This window comes from Klebsiella sp. BIGb0138, from assembly GCF_004342285.1.
Lineage (GTDB): Bacteria > Pseudomonadota > Gammaproteobacteria > Enterobacterales > Enterobacteriaceae > Klebsiella.
Window position 1 is genome coordinate 138132 of the sequence record NZ_SMCV01000010.1, and the last position, 22939, is coordinate 161070.

Sequence of the window (22939 nt, forward strand, 5' to 3'; positions counted from 1 at the left end):
TTAAGCACGCCATCGCGCAAGCCCTGAGTGGCTGCGCGCCCTGGGGACGACCCCGGGGACGCCGATTGTTTTGCTGCGGGACGACCCGCCACGATGTGAGTCTCCTTTATGTTCAATACCTTACTGATTGCCAATCGCGGCGCCATCGCCTGTCGCATTTTGCGGACTCTGCGTACCCTGCGGGTCAAAGGGGTGGCCGTCTATTCCGATGCCGATCTCAGCAGCCTGCATATCCGCGAGGCCGATGAAGCGCTGAGCCTCGGCGATGGTCCTGCGGCGCAAACCTATCTGGTCAGTGAAAAAATCATCGCCGCCGCGTTAAAAAGCGGGGCCGAGGCGATTCATCCCGGCTACGGCTTTTTATCGGAAAACGCCGCCTTCGCGGAAGCCTGCGAAGCCGCCGGGCTGGTTTTCGTCGGCCCGACGCCAGAACAGCTGCGCACGTTTGGCCTGAAACACACCGCCAGAGCGCTGGCAAAAGCGCAGGGCGTACCGCTGCTGGAAGGCACCGGGCTGCTGGCCGATAGCGCCGAGGCGCGCCGGGCGGCGGACACCATCGGCTACCCGGTGATGCTGAAAAGCACCGCGGGCGGCGGCGGGATAGGGATGCGCGTCTGTCGTGATGCCCGCGAGCTGACGGACGCCTTCGACGCCGTGCAGCGGTTGGGCCAGAACAACTTCAGCGACGCGGGAGTCTTTGTCGAAAAGTACATTGAACGCGCGCGTCATCTGGAAGTGCAGATTTTCGGCGACGGTCAGGGGGAGGTGATCGCCCTCGGCGTTCGCGACTGTTCAATACAGCGCCGTAACCAGAAAGTGCTGGAAGAAACCCCGGCGCCGAACCTGCCAATGGGGATGGCGGATGCGCTGTGCGCGGCGGCGGTCGCGCTCGGCAAAGCGGTCAGCTATCGCAGCGCCGGGACGGTGGAGTTTGTCTATGACAGCGCGGCGCAGCGCTTCTATTTTCTGGAGGTCAATACCCGCCTGCAGGTGGAGCACGGCGTCACCGAGCAGGTGTGGGGCGTCGATCTGGTGCGCTGGATGATTGCGCTGGCGGCAGGGGATTTACCGCCGCTTTCCGAGCTGCTGGCCACGGTGCAGCCGCGCGGCCACGCCATTCAGGCGCGTATTTATGCCGAAGATCCGGGTCGTCAGTTTCAGCCTTCGCCGGGCCTGCTGACCGAAGTGGCCTTCCCGCCGGCGAACGGGGAGACGCTGCGTATCGATCGCTGGGTGGAAGCCGGCTGCGAGGTGCCGCCGTACTTTGACCCGATGCTGGCCAAGATGATTGCCTGGCGTTCCGACCGCGCAGAGGCGATTGCCAGCCTTGCGCAGGCGCTGGCGGCGACCCGGCTGTATGGCGTGGAAACCAACCGCGCGTATCTCCAGCAGATTCTGGCCTTCGCCCCGTTTGCCGAGGGCGAACCCTGGACCCGTTGTCTGGAGCAGCTGCATTACCAGGCCGCCACCGTAGAAGTATTGAGCGCCGGAACGCAAACCAGCGTGCAGGACTACCCCGGCCGTCTGGGCTATTGGGCGGTGGGGGTGCCGCCGTCGGGGCCGATGGACGATCGAGCGCTGCGCCTCGGCAACCGGCTGCTGGGCAACCCGCAGGGGGAAGCGGCGCTGGAAATCACCCTCAACGGACCGACGCTGAAGTTTAATTGCACAACCCAGGCGGTGATAAGCGGCGCGCCGCTAGCGGTCACCCTCGACGGCGTCCCTCAGGCGATGGACCGCGTCCTGACCATCCCGGCGGGATCGACGCTGCAAATGGGAGCCATCAGCGGCGCAGGGGTCAGGAGCTACCTGTGCCTGCGCGGCGGTATTCAGGTCCCGGACTATTTGGGCAGTAAAAGCACTTTTACCCTCGGGCAGTTCGGTGGTCATGCCGGACGGGCGCTGCGCAGCGGCGATGTCCTGCATCTGGCGCCAACCACCGGCGCAGAAGATGGCGCGATGCTGCCCCCCGCGCTGCGGACCCCTCTCCCGGCGGTGCGGACGCTGCGGGTAATCTACGGCCCCCACGGCGCGCCGGAGTTCTTTGCCGCCGACTATATCGCCACCTTCTTTGCCACCAACTGGGAGGTGCATTTCAACTCCAGCCGTACCGGCGTGCGGCTGATGGGCCCGAAACCGCTGTGGGCACGCGAAAGCGGAGGGGAGGCCGGGCTGCATCCGTCGAATATTCACGATAATCCTTACGCCATCGGCGCGGTCGATTTTACCGGCGACATGCCGGTTATTCTCGGCCCCGACGGTCCGAGCCTCGGCGGTTTTGTCTGCCCGGTGACGGTGATCGAGGCCGATCTCTGGCAACTGGGGCAGCTTAAAGCCGGCGACAAAGTGCGCTTTGTGGCGGTGGACCTGCCCACCGCCCGCCGGCTGGCGCAGGGGCGTAGCGATGAGCTGGCGACTCTCGACGCCGCGCCCGTGGCCTGGCAACCCGCGGCGCTGAGCTCGCCGATGGTGATGAGCTGCGGCGAGGCGGACAAGCGCCTGGTGGCCCGGCTCTCCGGCGATACCCATCTGCTGCTGGAGGCGGGGGAAGCGGAGCTGGATCTGGTACTGCGTTTTCGCATCCACGCCCTGATGCAGGCGCTGGAAGGCCAGTCGCGGGACGGGGTGGTCGACCTGACGCCGGGGATTCGCTCCCTGCAGATCCATTTCCAGCCGGAAACCCTGACGCTCGATGCGCTGCTGGCGTGGGTGAGCGCGGAGTGGACGACGGTGTGCGTCAGCGATGACCTGCAGGTCCCGACCCGGGTGGTACACCTGCCGCTGTCCTGGGACGACCCGGCCTGCCGCAAGGCCATCGATAAGTACATGACCACCGTACGCCGCGATGCCCCGTGGTGCCCGAGCAATCTTGAGTTTATCCGCAGAATTAACGATCTGCCCGATGAACGGGCGGTATGGAACACGGTGTTTGACGCCAGTTACCTGGTGATGGGACTGGGGGATGTCTATCTTGGCGCGCCGGTGGCGACGCCGCTCGATCCGCGCCATCGGCTGGTGACGACCAAATATAATCCGGCGCGGACATGGACCGCGGAAAACTCGGTCGGCATCGGCGGGGCCTATCTGTGCGTCTACGGCATGGAGGGGCCCGGAGGCTATCAGTTTGTCGGTCGAACGTTGCAGATGTGGAACCGCTATCACGAAGTGGCCGATTTCGCCGGTAAACCCTGGCTGCTGCGCTTCTTCGACCAGTTGCGATTCTATCCGGTCTCTGCCGATGAGCTGCTGCAGATCCGCCGCGACTTCCCGCTCGGCCGCTATCCGCTGCAAATCGAACACAGCACGCTGCGCCTGGCGGAGTATCAGCAGTTTCTGCAACGTGAAGCCGCGAGTATCGCGGCGTTTCGAGAACACCAGCAGCGCGCCTTCCATGACGAACGCGAGCGCTGGATAGCCAGCGGCCAGGCGCATTTCGACAGCCAGGAGACGCCGGCTGAAGAGGGCGATGAGGCGCCGTTGCAGGCGGGACAGCAGGGGGTGGAGAGCCCCATCTCCGGCAATCTTTGGCAGGTGCAGGCGGCGGCGGGCAGCCGCGTCCGCGCCGGCGAGGTGCTGGTGGTGCTGGAGTCAATGAAAATGGAGATCCCGCTGCTGGCGCCGTGCGACGGGGTGATTGCGCAGGTTAACGTGCAGCCCGGGGCATCGGTACGCGCCGGGCAGCGGGTGGCGGTGATCGTGGAGGAAAAAATATGAGCCAGCAAACTTTTGATTTACGTCTGGCGACCCTCGCGGGCGCCTACCGGAGCGGTGAAGTGACGCCGCGCGCGCTGCTGGCCGATTTACGCCAGCGGGCGCTGATGCTGAACCCGGAATATCAGCTGTTTATTCATATTCTGACAGCGGAAGAGCTGGAGCCGTGGCTGGCGGCGCTGGACGGCATCTCGCCGGAAACGCTGCCGCTGTACGGGGTGCCGTTTGCCATCAAAGATAATATCGACCTCGCGGGGATTGCCACTACCGCCGCCTGTCCGGCGTTCGCCCATACCGCGGGCGAGGATGCGACCATCGTGGCGCAGCTGATTGCCCTTGGCGCGATCCCGATCGGCAAAACCAATCTTGACCAGTTCGCGACCGGTCTCAACGGTACGCGCTCGCCCTACGGGCGCTGTCGTAATGCCTACCATGCGGACTATCCTTCCGGCGGCTCCAGCGCGGGATCGGCGCTGGCGGTGGCGCTCGGCGTCGCCAGTTTTGCCCTTGGAACCGACACCGCCGGCAGCGGGCGGGTGCCGGCCTCGCTGAATAATCTGGTGGGGCTGAAGGCCAGTAAAGGCCTCATCTCCACCGCCGGAGTGGTGCCCGCCTGTCGGACGCTTGATTGTACGACCTTCTTTACCGCCACCGCCGATGAGGCCAGCCAGCTGCTGGCGCTCACCGCGCGGTACGATCCGCGGGATGCCTACAGCCGCCGCAACCCGCAGTGGAACAGCCGTCAGGCGTTCGGCACGCCGCAGCCGGGTTTTTGCTTCGGCGTACCCGATGAGCTGAATTTTCTCGGCTGCGCGCAGAGCGAGGCGCTATTCAGGCAGGCCAAAGCGCGGCTAATTGCCCTTGGCGGGGTGCCGGTGAGCGTCGATCTGACGCCGTTTCTTGCCGCCGCTCGCCTGCTGTACGAAGGACCGTGGGTGGCGGAGCGTTATGCGGTGGTGGGCGCGCTAATCGAGCAGCAGCCGGAGGCGGTATTGCCGGTGATTCGCGACGTGCTGGCGAAAGCGCCGGGTACCGACGCGGTGGCGACCTTCAGGGCCATGTACCAGCTGCAGGCGTATAAGACGCAGTGTGACGCGATCCTCGACACGCTGGATTGCGTACTGACCCCGACCTATCCGCGCCCGGTGACCCTCGCCGAACTGGAGGCCGAGCCGCTACAGCGTAATGCCGATCTTGGCTACTACACCAACTTTATGAACCTGCTGGATTATGCGGCGGTCAACGTCCCCGCCGGCTTTTTGGCCAATGGACTCCCGTCCGGCGTCACGCTGTTCGGGCGGGTTTTTACCGACCAGTATCTTCTTGGCCTTGCCGACGCTTTCCAGCGCGCGCAGCCGCTGCCGCTGGTCGGCGGTACATACCTGGCAGGCGCGCCGCCGGCTACCGTTGCCAGCCACGATCGTCTGCCGCTGGTGGTTTGCGGGGCGCATCTTGACGGCCTGCCATTGAACGGGCAGCTGCGGGAGCGGGGCGGACGTCTGCTGACGGCGACGGAAAGCGCAGCGCATTACCGGCTGTACGCGCTGGCCGATGGCAAACGGCCTGGCATGGTGCGTGATGAAAATAACGGCGCGGCTATCGCGGTTGAAGTCTGGGAGCTGCCTTCCGCCGAACTGGGATCGCTGCTGGCGGCCATTCCCGCGCCGCTGGGGTTAGGTAAAGTCGAATTGTCCGACGGAAGGTGGCTAAGCGGCTTTATCTGTGAGGGCTATGGTTTGCAGGGAGCAACCGACATCACCCGCTACGGCGGCTGGCGGGCGTGGCTGAAACGCTAGCTGCCCACAGGCCTCTGCCCTGCACGGGGGAGAGGCCTGTGGTGACGTTGTCACCTATTTAACGACCCGCCGCCGTCTGAACGCCGTTCTGACCCCGCACTCGCGGTCATGCCTCTAACATGCTGAAACATTTCTGCTAAATCATTAGCAACCTTTCTGTAGGGCTGGCGCGGCGATAAGGCTATCCTGCCCCGCTTTTTATTTTTTTGATCTTTTTTGAAACTCATGTGAATTGCCGCTAATGACCCTATTGAGAGATGAAATCCGCGATCATCCGGCAGAAGAGATGCTGTTTATTCGCCGCGCGGTGATTGCGTTTCTACTGGTGGTGGTCTGTTTTGGCGTGCTGATTTTTAACCTGTACCGCTTACAGGTAAAGCAGCACGATTTTTATCAGACCCGATCGAATCAGAACGACATCAAAATGCTGCCTATCGCGCCGAGCCGTGGGCTAATTTTCGATCGCAACGGCATCCCGCTGGTGCAAAACATCACCTTGTACCGACTGCAGGTGACCCCAGGCAAAATTCCCGATATCAACGCGCTGCTGCAGGCGTTAACGCCGATCGTCGATTTAACCCCGGACGATATCGCCAGCTTCCGCGATGATATGTCCCACAACAGCCGCTACAAAGAGGTGACCTTAAAATCGGCGTTGAGCGATGTTGAAGTGGCGCGTTTTGCGGTAAACGAATTTCATTTCCCCGGCGTAACCGTGGAGAGCTATCAGCAGCGCGACTATCCCTACGGCGCAGAGCTGGCGCACGTCGTCGGCTATGTGTCGAAAATTAACGATAACGACCTGCAGAGGCTGGCCAAAAGCGGCGAGTCGGAGAATTATGCCGCTGATCGCAACATCGGCAAGCAGGGGATCGAAGGTTATTACGAGAAAGAGCTGCACGGCACCACCGGCTATCAGGAAGTGGAAGTGGATAACCACGGCCGCGTCGTGCGCTTGCTGAAAGAGGTTCCGCCGGTGGCCGGGAAAAATATCTACCTGACGCTGGATCTGCACCTGCAGCAATATATTGAAGGGGTGCTGAAGGGGCAGCGTGCGGCGGTAGTGGCGGTCGATCCGCGCGATGGCGGGGTGCTGGCGATGGTCTCCAGCCCCAGCTACGATCCGAATCCGTTTGTGAAGGGCATCGGTTATAAGGCCTACCGCGCGCTACTCGATAACCCCGATCGCCCGCTGATTAACCGCGTCACCCAGGGGCTGTATCCGCCGGCGTCGACGGTGAAACCATACATGGCGCTATCGGCGCTCTCTGCCGGGGTGATTACGCCGACCACCACTTTCTTTGGCGCACCGACCTGGACGCTGCCGGGCACCCAGCGCCGCTACCGTGACTGGCTGAAAACCGGGCATGGGATGCTGAACGTGACCAAGGCGATAGAAGAGTCGGCGGATACCTTCTTCTACCAGGTGGCGTTCGAGATGGGGATCGACCGGATCCACAGCTGGCTGAGCCAATTTGGCTACGGTCAGTCGACGGGTATCGATCTTAATGAGGAGTATGCCGGAGTGCTGCCCAGCCGCGAATGGAAGCAGAGGGTGCACAAAAAACCGTGGTATCAGGGAGATACCATTTCAGTCGGTATCGGCCAGGGCTACTGGATCGCCACGCCTATCCAGATGGTCAAGGCGCTGACCACGCTGCTTAACAACGGTAAAGTGAAAAATCCCCATCTGCTCTATTCCATGAAACGCGGTAATAAAGTGGAACGCTACCAGCCAGCGGAAAATACTCCGCAGGTCGGCGATCCGAAATCGCCGTACTGGGGTATTGTACGCAACGGGATGTACGGCATGGCGAACTTACCCAACGGAACCGGTTACAAGCTGTTCCATAGCGCACCGTATCAGATTGCGGCGAAATCCGGGACCTCGCAGGTCTTTAGCCTGAAGGAAAACCAGACCTATAACGCGAAGATGATCCCGGTCAGACTGCGTGACCATATCTTCTACACCTTGTTTGCGCCTTATCAGCATCCGAAGGTGGCGATGGCGCTGATTCTGGAAAACGGCGGCGGCGATGGGGTGGTGGCCGGGCCGACGGCGCGCGCCATTCTCGATCATATTTTTGATCCGGCCAATGCGCCGGACGTGGCCGAGGGCAGTGAAGCCGCTATTCCGCAGGTGGATAGCGCCGACGCGCAGTAGGATATTGCCCGGCCATTGTGCTGGCCGGGCATACCTTCAGGCGGTAAAGCCGCCGTCGACTTTAAATCCTGCGCCGTTAACGTAGGAGGATTCCGGACCAGCAAGCCAGCTGACCAGATTCGCCACTTCCTCAGGGTTGCCGAGCCGTTTTTGCGGATTCGCCTGGCGTAGCCACTCGCCAATGTCACCGGTGCCCGGCGTCATATCGCTGACCACCGGCCCCGGCTGAACGTCATTCACCGTAATGCCGCGTTCGGCTAAATCCCACGCCAGCCCTCTGACCATCCGCGCCACCGCCGCTTTGGTCAACCCGTAGACGGTCGAACCGGGCGCCCCGGCTTTTTCGCCGGCGATGCTGCCGGTGGTGATAATGCGTCCGCCGCGGCGCAGATGCGCCAGCGCGGCGTTCACCGCCACAAACGGGCCGCGGACGTTAACCGCATACATGCGGTCAAAATCCGCCAGCGAAAAATCATCAATCGGGCCGGTTTTCAGCATGCCGGCGTTGTACACCAGAATATCCAGTCCGCCAAGGGCCGTCGCCGCGCGCTTGACGGCGTCGGACAGCGCGACCGGGTCGGCGCTGTCCGCCTGCAACGCCTGCACGTTTTGCCCCGCCTGCTGAAACTCCGCCAGCCGTTGCGCAATGTGCTGAGACGGGGTAACCCACGTAAAGGCGACCGCGGCGCCGTCGGCTGCCAGCTTCGCGACAATGGCCGCGCCTATGCCGCGCGAGCCGCCAATGACCAGGGCTGTTTTACCGCTGAGTGCTGCTGTTGTCATTTCTCACTCCTTTCTGGATTGATTAGTCTAAAATAAGGCCAAAAAAAGCTCCCCAAGGGAGCGGTTACAGATTTCGCAGGGCGATATCGATGGTTTGTCGCAGGCTGTCCGCCGTTGCGCCGGCGCGGGCGCTGATCTTCAGGCCATTCAGCAAGGTGCCCAGATAGCGGGCGGCGGCACCCGGATCGAGGCGACTGTCGATTTCGCCGCACCGCTGCCCCTCGTGAATTCGAGCCTCCAGCGCCGCCAGCAGGCGCCGCGCGGCCGCCTCGCCAATGGCCACGATTTCCGGGTCGCTGGTGCCAAACTCGCAGATCGCGCTGACGCCGAGGCAACCCTGTTCCGCCGGACGGCGGGCGAACCTCACCAGCGCATGGTTGAGGGCCGCTTTTGCCGGTGCCGCTTCCGCCATGCTGCGGATAATGTCGCTCACGCTATCGTCGGTATAGCGGAAGAGCGCCCGCAGATAGAGCTGGCGCTTGTCGCCAAAGGTGTCATAGAGGCTCTGACGGCTAATGCCCATTGCTTTGAGCAGGGTGCCGGTAGAGGCTCCGCTGAAACCACGATCGGCAAATACCGTAATCGCTTTGTCCAGCGCCTCGTTTTCATCGAATGCTTTATTTCTCGCCATGGCCGCAACTGTAGTCCTTTCTGGACTGATGAGTCAATAATGACTTTTTGCCGATTTGTGCGTACTCAGGTTGTTGCTGATGCGGTTCGACAAGAAGACTGAATGTGGCGGTTCAGCAGGGCGTCAGCCAGCATACTCTGGCTGACGTTTCATAGCGAGTTCAGGCTTGACTCACTTCTGCACTGATTTGCTCAAGTGATTTATCTTTTGTTTCCGTGACATAAAATACGTTAACCAGGAACCATAACAAACAGCAGATCCCATATAAAAAGAAAGGGAAGCTTCCATTAAACATGCGGTTTAGCGTCATGCTGTTGGTCAGCATCGGAAATGTTTGTGAAACAATAAAACTACCCGTCCAGATCAGTAGCGTGGCCCACGACATTAGTTTATCGCGGATCGCATTGGGCGCCAGCTCCGGGATGATGATCCATAAAATAGGACCAATGGTTCCGCCGAAAAAGAGAATATAAACAATCATAATGCCCAGCATAAAAATATGAGTGATACCGATCCAGATGAGAATTCCCAGCAGCGTGATGGCGAGGAAGCAGACGAACGATCCAATAATAAGTAATTTTCTGCGCCCGTATTTCTCTACGTTATATACCGCCCACAGTGCTGCGGCAAAGAAAGCGACCCCGATAATAATCTGCTGATAATAAGCTGTTTTTTCAGTGGCAATGCCGATACTTTCGAACAGCACATTGCCATAATACAGTACAGCGTTAATCCCGCAGAGGTTAGCCAGCAAGGCCATAGCCATGATGGTGAATGAGACTTTACGATATCTTTTTGATAAGACGTGTTCATTTCCGATGCCGATTTTTTGCTGCTGAAAGGAACGCTTTATTTCGCTAATGGCGGCCTGACTATCATATTCCTGACCGTGGATAGATTTCAGGATAAACCCAGCCTCATCTTCGCGGCCTTTATTAATTAACCAACGAGGCGACTCCGGTAAAAAGAATGTCAAAAGCATAAATATACCGCCGGGAACCGACATGGCACCGAGCATAAACCGCCAGGAGTACTGCGTGGCCCACCCGGGATCCGCTGTCCAACCGGCAACCAGGGCATTGACCAGATAGACAGAAAGGATCCCGAAGGCGATCATCATCTGATAAAAGCCGAGCGTCTTACCGCGAATTTGCCTGGCCGCAATTTCACCGATATACGCGGGGGCGCTAGCAGAGCCCAGACCTACGCCGATCCCGCCAGCGATTCTGAAGATGATAAACAGAGTGAAATTATACGGGAACGCCGTTCCCATTCCGGCGAGAAAAACCAGCCCTCCGGTAATCATTAACGCCTTTTTTCTGCCCAACGCGTTGGTGATAAACTGGCTGCTGAAGGCTCCGATCATAAAACCGAGTACGACGGACGACACGGCCCATCCGGTACCGATAGCATCGAGGGAAAAATAGTTTTTCAGATGCGCTATCGCCCCGGCTATCACCGCTGAGTCAAATCCATATAACAAACCGGCGAGGGAGGCAATGAAGGACAACTTATAACTCATGGCGTATGTCGTTTTCATTTTGTTCCCCGCTCGTTTTTTATGACGGGAATCGCGCCACTTTTGATTCTGGCCGATCTCGCAACATATTCGGGAATGATTTGCATTGAATCGTCAAACCAGGCGTCAGGATCGGTGCTTGCCACCAGGGCGAAGTTGCCCCAGGGCATTAAGGACCCGGAACGAATAATGACTTTAGCGCTGCCGTAGATTTCAGCAACTAATCTGGTGTGCGGAATTAAAGTAAAATCGGCTCCTGAACCAGTAAATATTTCAGTGACGCGCTGCAGAAGATTTGGGTTTTTTTGCGGGATCGCATCGGCAAAAATAACATTCTCAATAAAAATTTCATTTCTCAGGACGGAAAGAATATCAAGCAAATCAATCATGCCGGCATAAAAAGCCAGATCGATTCGCTGGACATGGGTTGGGATTGGGGCGCCTGCGTCGGTCACTAATATAATATCCCCGTGGCCCAAACTGGCCAGGGCTGCGGCGATCTGCGGATGTAGGATTTTACCAGGTCTCATAATGTTCTCCGGTTATAATTATTTATGCTTACAGACAAATAGGTAAGATAGTGCGCTATGTCTCCTGGCGGTGAATAGCCATTATTGACGATGAAGTTCGGCTTCAATCTCCTCGAGTGTTTTGCCTTTAGTTTCCGGAACCATCCACAATACAAAAATCAGCGCGGCCACCGAAATTCCGGAAAAAATAAAGAAAGTATTTGCTGCGCTAATATTTTCTACCAGAACCGGGAAATAGCGTGAAACGAAGAAATTACCCCCCCATAATGCAAAGGTCGCAATTGAAACGGCGATGCCGCGAACGTGAATAGGGAAAATTTCAGCGATGATGACATAGGCTACCGTACCGTAAGATACGGCGAAAATTGCCACATAGGCCAGAATACAAATTAGCAAGAGCGTAGTTTGCGTTTCACTGGCGCGAAACAGCATACCTGTACAACTGAGGGTGAGAGCCATCCCTGCTGAGCCGAAAATCAGCAACGAGCGGCGGCCAACCTTATCGATTATCCACATAGAGAGCAGTGTTGAAATAACCAATGTTAATCCGATAAGCACGGTAAAGGACATCGCACCGCTGACATCCACTCCCGCTGTTTTAAATATTTCAGGAGCGTAATAAAAAATCGCGTTGATGCCGGTAATCTGCTGAAAGAGTGCGACGCAGAAACCGATAACCAGCGCTTTGCGTAAACGCGGGGTGAATAGTTCGCTCAGCCGCGAAGGGGAATCAGTCAATAACGCGGACTTAATGGCTTCAAGCTGTTCACAGGCCGTTGCTTCATCCGGATTTATTTTGCGCAATACCTGCAGACCCTGCGCATCTCGCCCTTTACGTATCAGCCAACGTGGGCTCTCCGGTACCCAGACCAGAAGCACCAGAAAAAGGAGCGCGGGCGCAATACCCGTGGCAAAAATGAGGCGCCAGCCGTGTTCAATATTCCATGCTTCGCTGGCCTGGCTGGCAATAACTGCGGCAATGGAAAAAATCGCCAGATTACCCACACAGTTGAATAGCTGATTCAGCGAGACCAGGCGGCCGCGGATATGGGCGGGAGAGACCTCCGCAATATAGAGCGGGGCAATCGTCGTTTCCACGCCGATACCGACGCCCACCAGAATGCGAAACCCCGCCAGCATCTCTGAAGAGCTCGCCATGGCTTCGCCCAGCACGCCGAAGATAAAAATCAGCGCCGTCAGTAACAGGACCTTTTTTCTTCCCACGGCGTCGGAAAGCGGGCCTGCCAGCGCCACGCCGATGATACACCCGACGATGATGGATGAGGTTACCCAGCCAATACCGTCGGCATCAAGTGCGAATCTGTTTTGCAAAAAGCCAACAGAACCCGAAATACTGCCGTTATCAAAACCAAACAGGAATCCGCCGACGGCGGTAACGATTGAAATCAACAGGACGTTACGCATCCAGACATTTTTTGCGCTGACATGTACATGACTGACCATAATACTCTCCGTTATCAAGCGGGTGAGCGTGGCGGTATTGAAATAGCGCGTACCGCGCAACGATTTTGCAATGTTGCAAGATTGATGTTGGTCGCGAGCCCGGCAGTTGAGCTGGCGGCATTCGCGGCGCCGCAGGCTGCCGCCAGCTTCAGATGCTCGACCCAGCCAGCCTGTGGCCGGGAAAGCAGACTGGCAATCAGCCCCGCGCAGTAGGCATCTCCGGAGCCAACGGGGCTGGCGGTTATCACGGAGGGGGCGGTGAGTTCGAAATTGCCATCCGGCGTCAGGGCCTGCGTCGGGCGCGGTCCATCGGTGATAATCACGCAGCGGACCCCCTGCGCCAACCAGACTGCCGGGAGATCCTGCTGCGCTGTCGCGTTGGCCTGGCGCAGTTCATCGCGGTTGATTTTGATAATATCCGGGTGCGCGCTGGCAGCGTGCAGCAGCGCGGCGCCGTGCGTATCAAGTAGCGAAAGCACACCGCGGGCGCGTGCCAACGTGATCCAGCGCCCGTACTCGTCAGGAGGCAAGTTTTTTGCCAGCGAACCGGTGCAAATCAAAGCATCAGCATGCGCTATTTCTTGCTGCAGCAAGGTATGAAGGCGCTGATGCTCCTCCGGGCGAATTGGCGGACCTCCGGCGTTGTAGACGCTGGCGTTTTCAGGTGAATCCACCTCTGTTATCACCTCGCAAATGCGGGTGCTGCCGGCGATATCGCACCAGCATCCTTCCAGCGCCTCCTGGCGCAGAAGATCACCGCACAGCCGTCCCGTCGCGCCGCCGAGGAAGCCCAGCAGCAGTGGCGCTGGCGCATCAGGCAGGTGCTGGCGCAGCTGCTGGAGTACCCGCGCCACATTTACCCCTTTGCCCCCGGCCAGGGTTTTATCATCCAGCAAGCGATGAACCTCGCCAGGCCGTTGTTTATCAACCAGCAGCAACCGTTCGATAGCCGTATTCAACGAAGCGATGATGACTTTCATAATTGGTCCTCCCGGTGGGTGGCAATAAACCAGCTTTCACGGGCAATCATCGCTGCCCCCATTGCAACGGGTTCACTTAATTCGCTGGCGAAGAGCGGTATTTTCCAGCGGCGTTTACGGTGTTCAACCATTTCCGAACGCTGGAACAGGGAGCCCATCAGCACGGCGTCCTGGGGACGAATAGCCCCAATTTCACACATATGGGTAAGCAGCCGATAGGCGCGATCGGCAATGTGGTTGAGGGTGGCCTGAACTAACCCGGCAGGACGAATGCCGGCATGCAGATGATGCAGGGAGAAAAGTCCCTGGTCTTCGTTTTCATCGACGGAAACCGACACGCTGTTGCCGTCTGTTTCGATCAACAGATCGTGGAAAAGTGGGTCATACTCACCCTGATAGAGCAGTTCGGCGAGGGTCTGGATTATTTTCCCGGAAGGGGTTGCGCAGCCCATCACAAACTCGCCGGCTTTCCATGTGCGTTCGATGTCGATTTCAAGCTTCCAGGCAATCTGTGGATCCGGAAAGTGGGGGGTTAATACCATCAGATATTCTGAGGTGCCTATCGAATCGAAAACATGGGTCGGCTGGTTGTGTTGAACCGCTAACGCACCGACGATCTGGTCATGCCCGCCCATAAATACGCGGGCTCCCTGACACAAGGCTACCCCCGGCAGCGCTTGCGCTTGAATTTCTCCGCAGCATTCGCCGGTATCGGCCGGCGTCGGGAATAGCTCTGGCGCAATCTCCAGCCGCGCCAGAGTCGGTTCATGCGGTTGCATGCTTTTTAAATCAAAGCACTGTGAATGCGTCAGTTGTGATGTGCCGCCGCGCCATTCTCCGGTTAAGCGCCATATGATAAAGCTGCCAAAGTCCACCCAGCGGTCGATATGACGCCAGATATCTCCGTGGTGTCGGCGTATCCAGCTTAATCGCTGCGGACTTTGGTTAGGCCGTGAACGCATACCGGAGATGGCATAGTGTTCCTCGCTGTCCAGCCAGCTGTGAGTCTCCTTATCCAGCGCGGAGACGGGATAGTTTTCCCACCATGCCAGGGAAGGGTAGAGAATGTCTCCGCGTTGATTAACGGCAACGGATTCTTCTTGTCCGAAAGTTCCGATAGAAAGGGCGGCCAACGGACCGCAGGCCCGCGCTTCCGCGCGGGAGTAATCGGCAATCAGTATCGCCAGCACCTGCCATACGGCTTGCGCATCGTGGAAGGTTAATCCGTCACGTTGCAGGACGGGAGTGCGGCACTTTTTCACGGGTAAAAGCGTGCCTTCCTCGCTGATACCGATGATTTTGATATGTGTGGTGCCAATATCTATACCGAGAAACCACATCGTGATGACCCTCAATGTCGCGTTTATAATCCCAGCTTGCCTGGATTCAGCGTCCCGTTAGGATCGAGTGCCTGCTTTAAGCGGCGCAACAGTAAATGTGCCGATCCGAGAGATTGGCGGGCGTATGGCGAACGTACCAGTCCTCCGCCGTGGTGGTGCGAAAGTTCGGCATGGTGTTCAAGGCAAACGCGCATCGTTTCCCGCCAGATGGTTCGTAATTTTTCTACCGCCTCGCGATCGCTGTTCTCCCGTCCAAGCAGGATCATGTACATCGAGGTTCCCTGAGGATAAACATGAGAGAAATGTGACAGAACTTCGTCTGCGAGGGGGGTCAGCACCTTGTTCAGATCGTGATACAGTCCGGCTATACCGTCCCAGGTATGAGCAATTTCGATGGTTTCGGCAAACCCCCCGTTGCTATCAAGCCGTTTTTCGACGGTAGAAAAATCAAAACGGCGATCCATCCACTTCAGCACGCCTTCGGAGCCGATTGATTTTCCGCCGTGGCGGTGGACAATCGTCATAAAAGCGTCCATTTCCGCGCGCGCGACGGCTTCCACGCCCTGGGCGCCGAGGAACATCACCGGCTTATCCTGCTGCGGATTTTGCATAGCATGCCGGGCCTCATTGGCATCATACAGGCGCAGCAGGAACGGCCGCAGCCCTGCCATGGCCTGCTCGCGCATGATCTTCAGGCCGGCATCCACGGAAGGGAGTTCCAGCGAGTCGTACAGCCGGGTCTGGGGGAGGGGGAATATTTTAAGCTGTACCGAGGTGACGATGCCAAGCGTACCTTCTGCGCCAATAAACAGCTGGCGTAGGTCCGGCCCCATTGCCGCACGTGGCGAAGCCTTAAGCCGTAGTTTTTCACCTGTAGCAAGAATGACCGTATAGGCGGTAATTAAATCTTCTATACCACCGTAGTAAGACGAAAATTGCCCGGTTGCCAATGTCGACAGCCAGCCGCCGACGCTGGACTGATACAGGGATTGCGGAGAATGGCCGAGTGTCCAGCCCATCTTCTGGAGCTCATCTTCCAACTGACCGCCGTTATAACCGGCGGACACTTCCACGGTCAGGTTGGTGATATTGACTTCACGGCGATCCGTCATGCCGGTTAAATCCAGTACGATGCCGCCGCGAGTCGGGAGAGGCTGGCCGGTTACCGAGGATGCCAGCGCCCGAGGCGTTACCGGCGCATCATGTGCTGTCGCCAGCGCCAGTACCCGCTGGATCTGTGTTTCGTCGGTGACTTTTACCACAACATCAGCCTGATAATCATGGCATCCGAAGCGCCTGAGTTTTGTGGATAGGGGCCAGGTATCGTGACTGGATGCCTGAAGCGTGTCGCGATCGGTGAGCACCTGCGATTCAGGGAGTTCAGCTTTCAGGGCGGCGATGAGATGGGAAATGTCGGGCATACAAACTCCTGTATTGACAGTTTAAAGGAATATCCTTGCACGGTGAGCCGGATAAAAACGCGCCGGGTATATTTCATTGACAGCACGTTAATGGCTAATATACGATCAATTTGCAGAAAGCTGCAAATTGCATTTTTCATTTTTTCCCAACTTTGTGAAGGAGAGCAAAATGGATAGCCGTACCGGTAAAGCAGTTCGCTTAGGTCGTATTTTGCGCCCGGAAACGGGGCGCGCGGTGGTCGTTGCCGCGTCCCACGGCGTGATGTCAGGTCCGCCATCGGGGCTGAAAACGCGTGATGAAATTGAAACCGTTTTTGCCCAGCTCCGTGGCGCAGATGGCGTCATGGTTTCGCCGGGGATGATTTCACTGGTTGAAAAAACCTTTATCGGGCGCGACCGGCCCGGTTTTGTGCTGCATCTTGACTGGAAAAATCATGCGCGTTCTATCTATACGCCGGGCAAAGATGGCCGCGGTGAAGGGGTCCTCGCGCAACTGGCTGAGATTGGCGAGGTGGCGGCATGCGGCATTGATGCGGTTATGACCTATATGTATCTTGGGCAGAAGGATACGGCGCTGGAGCAGGCGGAAATTGCGCGCAATACGCGTATTGTGCGCGAATGCGAGCGGCATGGCATTGGCGTGATTATCGAGCCGCGTTCCGCGCTGGAAGGCGTCGATCCCGATGCGCTGAGCGCCAAAGTTATGAGTCTGTATTGCCGTATCGCCGCGGATATCGGGGCGGATCTGGTCAAAGCGCTCTGGCCGGGATCCGTGGAGGATTTTGCTGCGGTAACAAGCACCTGTTATACTCCGGTGCTACTTGCCGGTGGTGCGGGTGGCGAGGATCCGCACGCAACGTTGCAACTGGCGGCGGATGCGTTTCGGGCAGGGGCCAAAGGGGTGATGTTTGGTCGACGTATTTTCCGCGCGCAGCAACCCGCCGGTGTCCTGCGTGCGCTCAATGCTGTAGTGCATGAGGATCAGAGCGTTGAACAGGCGTTACGGTATCTTGAACAGTAAAAGTCGGCGAAAACAATGACGGTTATTGCGCACGAAGCGAAGCATCTCTCTCCGGTAGCATTTATTGCCCGCTCGATTATTTCGCTTGGCTTGTCCGGGCGTCTTCCCACGACGTCCTGGTATCAGGAAGTTCTGGAGATAGGCTCCGGTACCGTCCAAAAAGCGCTACAGGAACTGAAAAAAGCCGGTGCGGTAACCCTTGTTTCTCGCGGTCACCAGGGGACCTTTGTGGTCTCCTGGGACTTTGCTTTGTTGTGGAATGCCGCGCGGATACCCCCGGTTCATATGTTGTTACCCCCTCGTGGTTCCCGGGAAGCAACGCAGGTAGCCTCAGCGCTGGTTGAGCAGTGTAGCCAATGGAGCGTCGTCACGACCGTTGGCTACCTGCGCGGCGCGCACTCACGTCTGGCCGCTTTTTCTGAAAACACCGCTGACATCGTTCTGCTTTCGTCCGGATCTGCGCAGATGTTAATGGCCGATGCTGCGGCTGAGGGTTATGAACTATTTGAAGTTGGTAATGGCAGCTACTACCGGCCTGAAAGCCTGGTGGTAGTTGAAAAAGCCGATACCGCGGCGGCTGGGCGCCTGCGCGTCGGGATTGATTTCCACTCCAGCGATCATCAGCGTCTTACCCGCGCCCAGTTTCCGGAGGCGGTATGTGAGTACGTTGAGGTGGATTTTACTCTGCTACCGCGCTCCGTATTTCTTGGGGAGATCGATACCGGTGTCTGGCACCAGGAACCCTCGCTGATCCCGCTGGATAAAATTGGCTTAAAGATGCGAGCGCTGGATAATCCTCAGGCGCTGGAGCTGGCAGACTCGATTTCCAGCGCGGTACTGGTTGTGCGTTCAAATTCACCCGTCGCGCAACTATTGCGGCAAATTGATTTTGACGTACTGAAAAGGCAGGCCATGCTGCCTTTAAACACCTCCGATCCCTATTTTGCCAACGTCCCGGATATTCTTCGTTTCCAAAAGATAGCATCCATAAAACGGCCATGATGTTGCAGGTAAAAATGTCTTTGCTGGCGGTAACGCTTATTCCAGCATGGCGTCACTCATAGATATTGGTTATTTGCCGAAACCGCCGCCTTTCGTCATAGTGAAAGGTCTGTGGTCAGCATCGAGGGTAAACGGGTTATGGCGTTGCGAAACAAGCTCCTTATTGTGCAGACCGGGGCGCCTCCGGCGGAAATCGAGGCCGAGCATGGCGATCTCCCCGTCTGGTTTAGCCGGCTGCTTGCGCCCTGGCGTCGGCAGATTTCCACCGTGCGCGTATATGCAGGGGAAGCGCTGCCCGCCCCGGACAGTCAGACCGTGGCAGTGATGACCGGCTCGTGGGCGATGGTTACCGATCGGCTGGCGTGGAGCAAGAGCACCGCGGAGTGGATCCGCGCGGCGATGGCGGTGGAGATGCCGTTATTTGGTATCTGCTACGGCCATCAGCTGATGGCCGACGCGCTGGGTGGCGAAGTGGAATACCATCCGGCGGGGCGCGAGACGGGCTGCAAAGCGATTACGCTTTCCGCCGCCGGGCGCACGGACCCGCTGTTAAGCGACCGTCCGGCGCATTTCCCCGCGCATCTCAGCCATCTGCAAACGGTTATACAGCTGCCGCCGGAGGCCACGGTGCTGGCTTCATCCGCCCACGACCCTCACCAGATCGTGCGCTACAGCCAGCATGCGCTTTCAACCCAGTTCCATCCCGAGTTCACTCCCGACATCGCGCGTTCATTGATTCAGTATCGTGACGAAGTGCTGCGGATGGAGGGGATCGACCCGCAGCAGCTGCTGGATGGGGTGGAGGAGTGTTCGACGGCGGCAGGGATCTTAACCCGCTTTGTGGCGAACTATATGGAACCGGACAGTCCGCAGGCTTAATCTCCCGCGCTGCACAGCACCCGCCAACGTCGCCGCTGGCGGCTTAACTGTTGCTGCAGCGCGAGCAGGTCCTGCCGCTGCAGCGCATCAATCTCTTGCTGCGTAAACGTCGCCAGCTGCTGCCGCTGGCGTAGGGCCTGCAATGCCGCGGTCCCGGCCTGCGGCTGAGCGGCAATCAGCGCTTTCAGGCGCAACTTCAACTGAGCGAAATGCGTTTCATCTGGCACAGGCAGCGTCCGTAAAAAGCGTTTGCAGTGCCCCAGCAGGCTGCTTACGCTGCGGTCCGGCGATTGCAGGGCAAACAGCAGCCCCTCCCGGTCGGCGCAGCGCAGGTAACGGCAGCTGACCACATAGCCTATCTGTAGCTCAACGCGCAGACGCTGAAAGAACAGCGGCTCGCACAGCAGCGCCAGCGCCCGCAATGCCGCCAGCGACCCGCCATCGGGTAAGGGAATAAACAGCAGCAGCGCGCTGTCATCGCTGGTGTGGGTCAGGCGCGTCACCCCGGCGGGAGACGCCTCCAGCGGCCCGACGGCGGAGGCGTTGACCGGCGTGGGCAGTACGCTCAGGCGCCGGGCCAGGAGCTGACAGGTGGCGTCACTCCCACCCGCCAGCGCCGCCAGCCAGCCGCGTGTGGGCGGCTGGGTTTGCAGACTGTCGGCCAGGTGATTGAGCAGATGGCGGATAGCCACGCTTTCCTGCGCCGGCGCGTCGGCATCCCCGCCCGATGCGGCGAGCACCTGCAGAATCGCCGCCAGTATCCCCTCGACGGCAGCCACCGCTTCAGGCAGGCGCAGCATCAGCTGCCAGACGCCCTCTACCGGGCGCCATTCGCCGTGGCCGCCGAGGTGGCGGAGTTCGGCGAACAGCGGACGTAGCCGCTGCCCCCGATGCTGACCCTCGGCGTAGCTAAAATTACTGCCGAAGGCGGGGCGTAAAATCAGCGTCGTCGGGTGCTGACCCGCCTGAATATGCACCAGCGGCACGCTTGTTTCAGGTAATGGCGGCGTAGCGGCGGGGGGGTGATGCGGGTAAAAGATAAAATCCGCCGTCGCAGGTGCGGTCGGCTGCGGCTGCCAGCGGGTTAATGGCAGAGTGAAGCCTTGCGTGGTCACCGTACGGGAGACGCTCTCTTTTGTACAGCGCAGACGCACCGCCGGCGCGGCGGCCAGCCGGGCGCAAAAGGCGGCAAAGTCCACGGGCTGCGCCAGCGGCGCAAAGCCGAACGCCCGCTGCCGCAGCTGCTCCAGCGGCGAAAGGTCGGCAAAACGCTGGCGGGCCAGACGGTAATAGTGGTTCTGCTGCGTCTGCGTGGTGGACTGCAGCGCCTGAAGCCACGTCGGCAGCAGGGCGTTTATGCCTTCCGCGTCATCGCCGCTGAAAGCCAGCGCCAGCCAGCCGGTAACCTCATCCTGATACAACCATTTAAGCTCAACATCGTAAGCGGCATCGCGTTCGCGGAGCGTGGCCAGCAGGCTCCCCGGGGCCGCGTCGAGTAAAAACTCGCGCAATAACGTGACGTTGTCACCTACGTGCTGAAGCAATGGACAGTACCAGAAGCCAGCCGGTGCCGGAGTTTCCAGCTGCAGGTAGCGGTCGTGAGCCAGCAGAATCGGCGGCGACGGATGCGGAGCCGCGCCAGCGGGCAAGTCGGCGCAAAACTCCGCGGCCAGCGCTTCCAGTTCCTCCAGCGACTGCGGCCCCTGCAGCCATAGCTGCATCGTATTGCTGATGTAATGGCGCTGATGGAAGGCGGTCAGCGCTTCGCGTAATGCCTGCCGCTCGCCGGCGAAGCTTTCCGCGCTCCCGACCTGAAACCGTTGAAAACCGGCGGGCGCCTGTACGCCGTGAAAAACCGCGGCTTCGCGGCGGGAAGGGTCATGTTGCTGAATCAGCCGATTTTCGGCATCAATGACCGCGATCTCCTGCTCAATTGCCGCAGGTTCCAGCGTGGGCGCCAGCAGCATATCCTGCAAGCGCCGCACGCCGTCGGCGAGCAGCGGGGCATCCACCTCGAAAAACCAGGCGCTGCGGCGGGCCTGGGTGGTGGCATTGACGCTGCCGCCGACCCGCTGGATCCAGCTTATCAGGCGGCTATCGTCGGGATAACGGCGGCTACCGGTAAACAGCAGGTGCTCCAGCAGATGCGCCAGCCCCGGCCAGCGTTCGGGTTCATCGTGACTCCCGGCGGCCACCTGCACTAACGCCGCCGCGCGTGAGGCTCCGGCCTGATGAACCAGCGAGATCCGCAGGCCGTCCGGGCGAACAATGGCGCGCGACGTTGGCTGCATTACGATACCCGGGTTTTATAGATCAGTTGCGACTGCGTACGGTTACGGAACTGCAGCTGGCCGATTTTCATATCGCTACAGGCCGCTTCACGTCGCGCGTCGAGAATTTGGTCATGATGCGGCGATTTGCTGCACACCGGGTCGGCGTTATCGGCGTTGCCGGTGAGCATAAAGGCCTGGCAGCGACAGCCGCCGAAGTCTTTCTCTTTTTCGTCGCAGGAGCGGCAGGGCTCCGGCATCCAGTCGAAGCCGCGATAGCGGTTAAAGCCGAAGGAGTTGTACCAGATATCTTGCAGACTGTGCTCCAGCACCGACGGAAATTCGACCGGCAGCTGACGGGCGCTATGGCACGGCAGCGCCGTGCCTTCCGGCGTGACGCTGAGGAAAATCGACCCCCAGCCGCCCATACAGCCTTTGGGGCGCTCTTCGTAATAATCCGGGGTGACAAACAGCAGGTTGGTCAAATTGCCGCTGGCGCTCATTCGCTCGCGGTATTCGGCGACCACTTTTTCCGCCCGCGCAATCTGTTCGCGGGTCGGAAGCAGCCCCTGGCGGTTGAGATACGCCCAGCCGTAAAACTGGCAGGTGGCCAGCTCGACGTCGTCGGCTTCCAGCTCGATGCAAAGATCGATAATTTTGTCGATCTGATCGATATTGTGGCGATGCAAAACGAAGTTCAGCACCATCGGGTAGTCACGAGCTTTCACCGCCCTGGCCATCGCCAGCTTTTGCTGGAAGGCCTTTTTGTTACCAGCCAGCGCGGCGTTCAGCGTCTCATCGCTGGCCTGAAAGCTTATCTGGATATGGTCCAGACCGGCCTCGCTGAAGGCGTCGAGCTTGCTCTCGGTCAAACCGATACCCGAGGTGATCAGGTTGGTGTAAAACCCGAGGTCGCGTGCGGCGCGGATCAGCTCCGGCAGGTCTTTACGGGTCAGCGGCTCGCCGCCGGAAAAGCCCATCTGGACGCTGCCCATCGCCCGCGCCTGACGGAAAACCTCGATCCACTGTGCCGTGGTCAGCTCTTTGTCCTGCTGAGCAAAATCCAGTGGATTTGAACAGTAGGGGCACTGCAGCGGGCAGCGGTAGGTCAGCTCCGCCAGCAGCCATAGCGGCGGGTTAACGCCGGGTTTATTTTGCTTCACTAAACTTTATCCACTTCTGTTCATAGGCGATCTGCAAAAACTCTTTGACGTCGTCATCGACGCCGCCCGCTTCCGGAAAACGGGCGTTCAGCTCGGCAATCACCGCGGCGACGCTGCGTTGACCGTCCACCAGTTCGAGAATCGCGGCGGCGGTTTCATTGAGTTTAGCCATTCCTTCCGGATAGAGGATCACATGGCTGTCCTGGGCGGCTTCCCACTGCAGACGGTAGCCGCGGCGGAAGGCGACAATAGCGGTTTCGTTCAT

General features: G+C 59.0%; 17 protein-coding genes. 6 read left to right on the forward strand and 11 right to left on the reverse strand.

Annotated features, from left to right (window positions below):
* Positions 1–108: 108 nt before the first annotated feature.
* From uca to mrdA, 3 genes are all read left to right on the forward strand, one after another.
* Entirely contained in the window at positions 109–3714 is a 3606-nt protein-coding gene (gene uca / locus EDF73_RS20835; RefSeq protein ID WP_132730952.1) for an urea carboxylase, read from the forward strand.
* A complete protein-coding gene (atzF, locus tag EDF73_RS20840) occupies positions 3711–5507 on the forward strand; it encodes an allophanate hydrolase (protein WP_132730953.1) in 1797 nt (598 codons plus the stop codon). Before uca ends, atzF begins: the two co-directional genes overlap by 4 nt.
* Before the next feature lie 241 nt (positions 5508–5748).
* Positions 5749–7671: a penicillin-binding protein 2 gene (gene mrdA / locus EDF73_RS20845; RefSeq protein WP_165905760.1), complete on the forward strand. Its 1923-nt coding sequence runs from the start codon at positions 5749–5751 to the stop codon at positions 7669–7671.
* Between the two features lie 36 nt (positions 7672–7707).
* Here the strand turns inward: mrdA and EDF73_RS20850 are convergent, their stop codons facing one another.
* From EDF73_RS20850 to EDF73_RS20885, 8 genes are all read right to left on the reverse strand, one after another.
* On the reverse strand, positions 7708–8454 hold the full coding sequence (locus EDF73_RS20850) for an SDR family oxidoreductase (protein ID WP_132730954.1): 747 nt from the start codon (positions 8452–8454) through the stop codon (positions 7708–7710).
* Between the two features lie 64 nt (positions 8455–8518).
* Positions 8519–9085, reverse strand: a complete 567-nt coding sequence (locus EDF73_RS20855) for a TetR/AcrR family transcriptional regulator (RefSeq protein ID WP_132730955.1) — start codon at positions 9083–9085, stop codon at positions 8519–8521.
* A gap of 160 nt (positions 9086–9245) precedes the next feature.
* Positions 9246–10625 carry a sugar porter family MFS transporter gene (locus EDF73_RS20860; RefSeq protein WP_132730956.1) on the reverse strand — a complete coding sequence of 460 codons (1380 nt, stop codon included), beginning with the start codon at positions 10623–10625 and terminating at the stop codon, positions 9246–9248.
* On the reverse strand, positions 10622–11134 hold the full coding sequence (gene rbsD / locus EDF73_RS20865) for a D-ribose pyranase (protein ID WP_132730957.1): 513 nt from the start codon (positions 11132–11134) through the stop codon (positions 10622–10624). Before rbsD ends, EDF73_RS20860 begins: the two co-directional genes overlap by 4 nt.
* An 81-nt stretch (positions 11135–11215) precedes the next feature.
* A complete protein-coding gene (locus EDF73_RS20870) occupies positions 11216–12598 on the reverse strand; it encodes a sugar porter family MFS transporter (protein WP_132730958.1) in 1383 nt (460 codons plus the stop codon).
* 14 nt (positions 12599–12612) lie between these two features.
* Positions 12613–13578, reverse strand: a complete 966-nt coding sequence (locus tag EDF73_RS20875; protein WP_132730959.1) for a PfkB family carbohydrate kinase — start codon at positions 13576–13578, stop codon at positions 12613–12615.
* Entirely contained in the window at positions 13575–14918 is a 1344-nt protein-coding gene (locus tag EDF73_RS20880) for an FGGY family carbohydrate kinase (RefSeq protein WP_132730960.1), read from the reverse strand. Before EDF73_RS20880 ends, EDF73_RS20875 begins: the two co-directional genes overlap by 4 nt.
* Positions 14919–14941: 23 nt before the next feature.
* Positions 14942–16339: an FAD-binding oxidoreductase gene (locus tag EDF73_RS20885; protein WP_132730961.1), complete on the reverse strand. Its 1398-nt coding sequence runs from the start codon at positions 16337–16339 to the stop codon at positions 14942–14944.
* A gap of 169 nt (positions 16340–16508) precedes the next feature.
* Here EDF73_RS20885 and EDF73_RS20890 point away from each other — a divergent pair, with 169 nt between their 5' ends.
* The 3 genes from EDF73_RS20890 to EDF73_RS20900 all read left to right on the forward strand — a co-directional run bounded on the left by EDF73_RS20890 (position 16509) and on the right by EDF73_RS20900 (position 19241).
* A complete protein-coding gene (locus EDF73_RS20890) occupies positions 16509–17360 on the forward strand; it encodes a hypothetical protein (RefSeq protein WP_132730962.1) in 852 nt (283 codons plus the stop codon).
* A gap of 15 nt (positions 17361–17375) precedes the next feature.
* A complete protein-coding gene (locus EDF73_RS20895) occupies positions 17376–18362 on the forward strand; it encodes a YhfZ family protein (RefSeq protein WP_132730963.1) in 987 nt (328 codons plus the stop codon).
* Between the two features lie 138 nt (positions 18363–18500).
* Entirely contained in the window at positions 18501–19241 is a 741-nt protein-coding gene (locus EDF73_RS20900) for a glutamine amidotransferase (protein WP_132730964.1), read from the forward strand.
* Here EDF73_RS20900 and pqqF read toward each other — a convergent pair.
* The 3 genes from pqqF to pqqD are packed head-to-tail and all read right to left on the reverse strand — an operon-like array spanning position 19238 to position 22939.
* Positions 19238–21532 (reverse strand): pyrroloquinoline quinone biosynthesis protein PqqF, encoded by a 2295-nt coding sequence (gene pqqF / locus EDF73_RS20905; RefSeq protein WP_132730965.1) that lies wholly within the window; start codon positions 21530–21532, stop codon positions 19238–19240. The two genes, EDF73_RS20900 and pqqF, sit on opposite strands and share 4 nt — an antisense overlap.
* Positions 21532–22674, reverse strand: a complete 1143-nt coding sequence (gene pqqE, locus EDF73_RS20910; protein ID WP_132730966.1) for a pyrroloquinoline quinone biosynthesis protein PqqE — start codon at positions 22672–22674, stop codon at positions 21532–21534. The genes pqqF and pqqE overlap by 1 nt, the downstream gene beginning before the upstream one ends.
* Positions 22661–22939, reverse strand: coding sequence for a pyrroloquinoline quinone biosynthesis peptide chaperone PqqD (gene pqqD, locus EDF73_RS20915; RefSeq protein ID WP_132730967.1), 279 nt, complete (start codon positions 22937–22939; stop codon positions 22661–22663). The genes pqqE and pqqD overlap by 14 nt, the downstream gene beginning before the upstream one ends.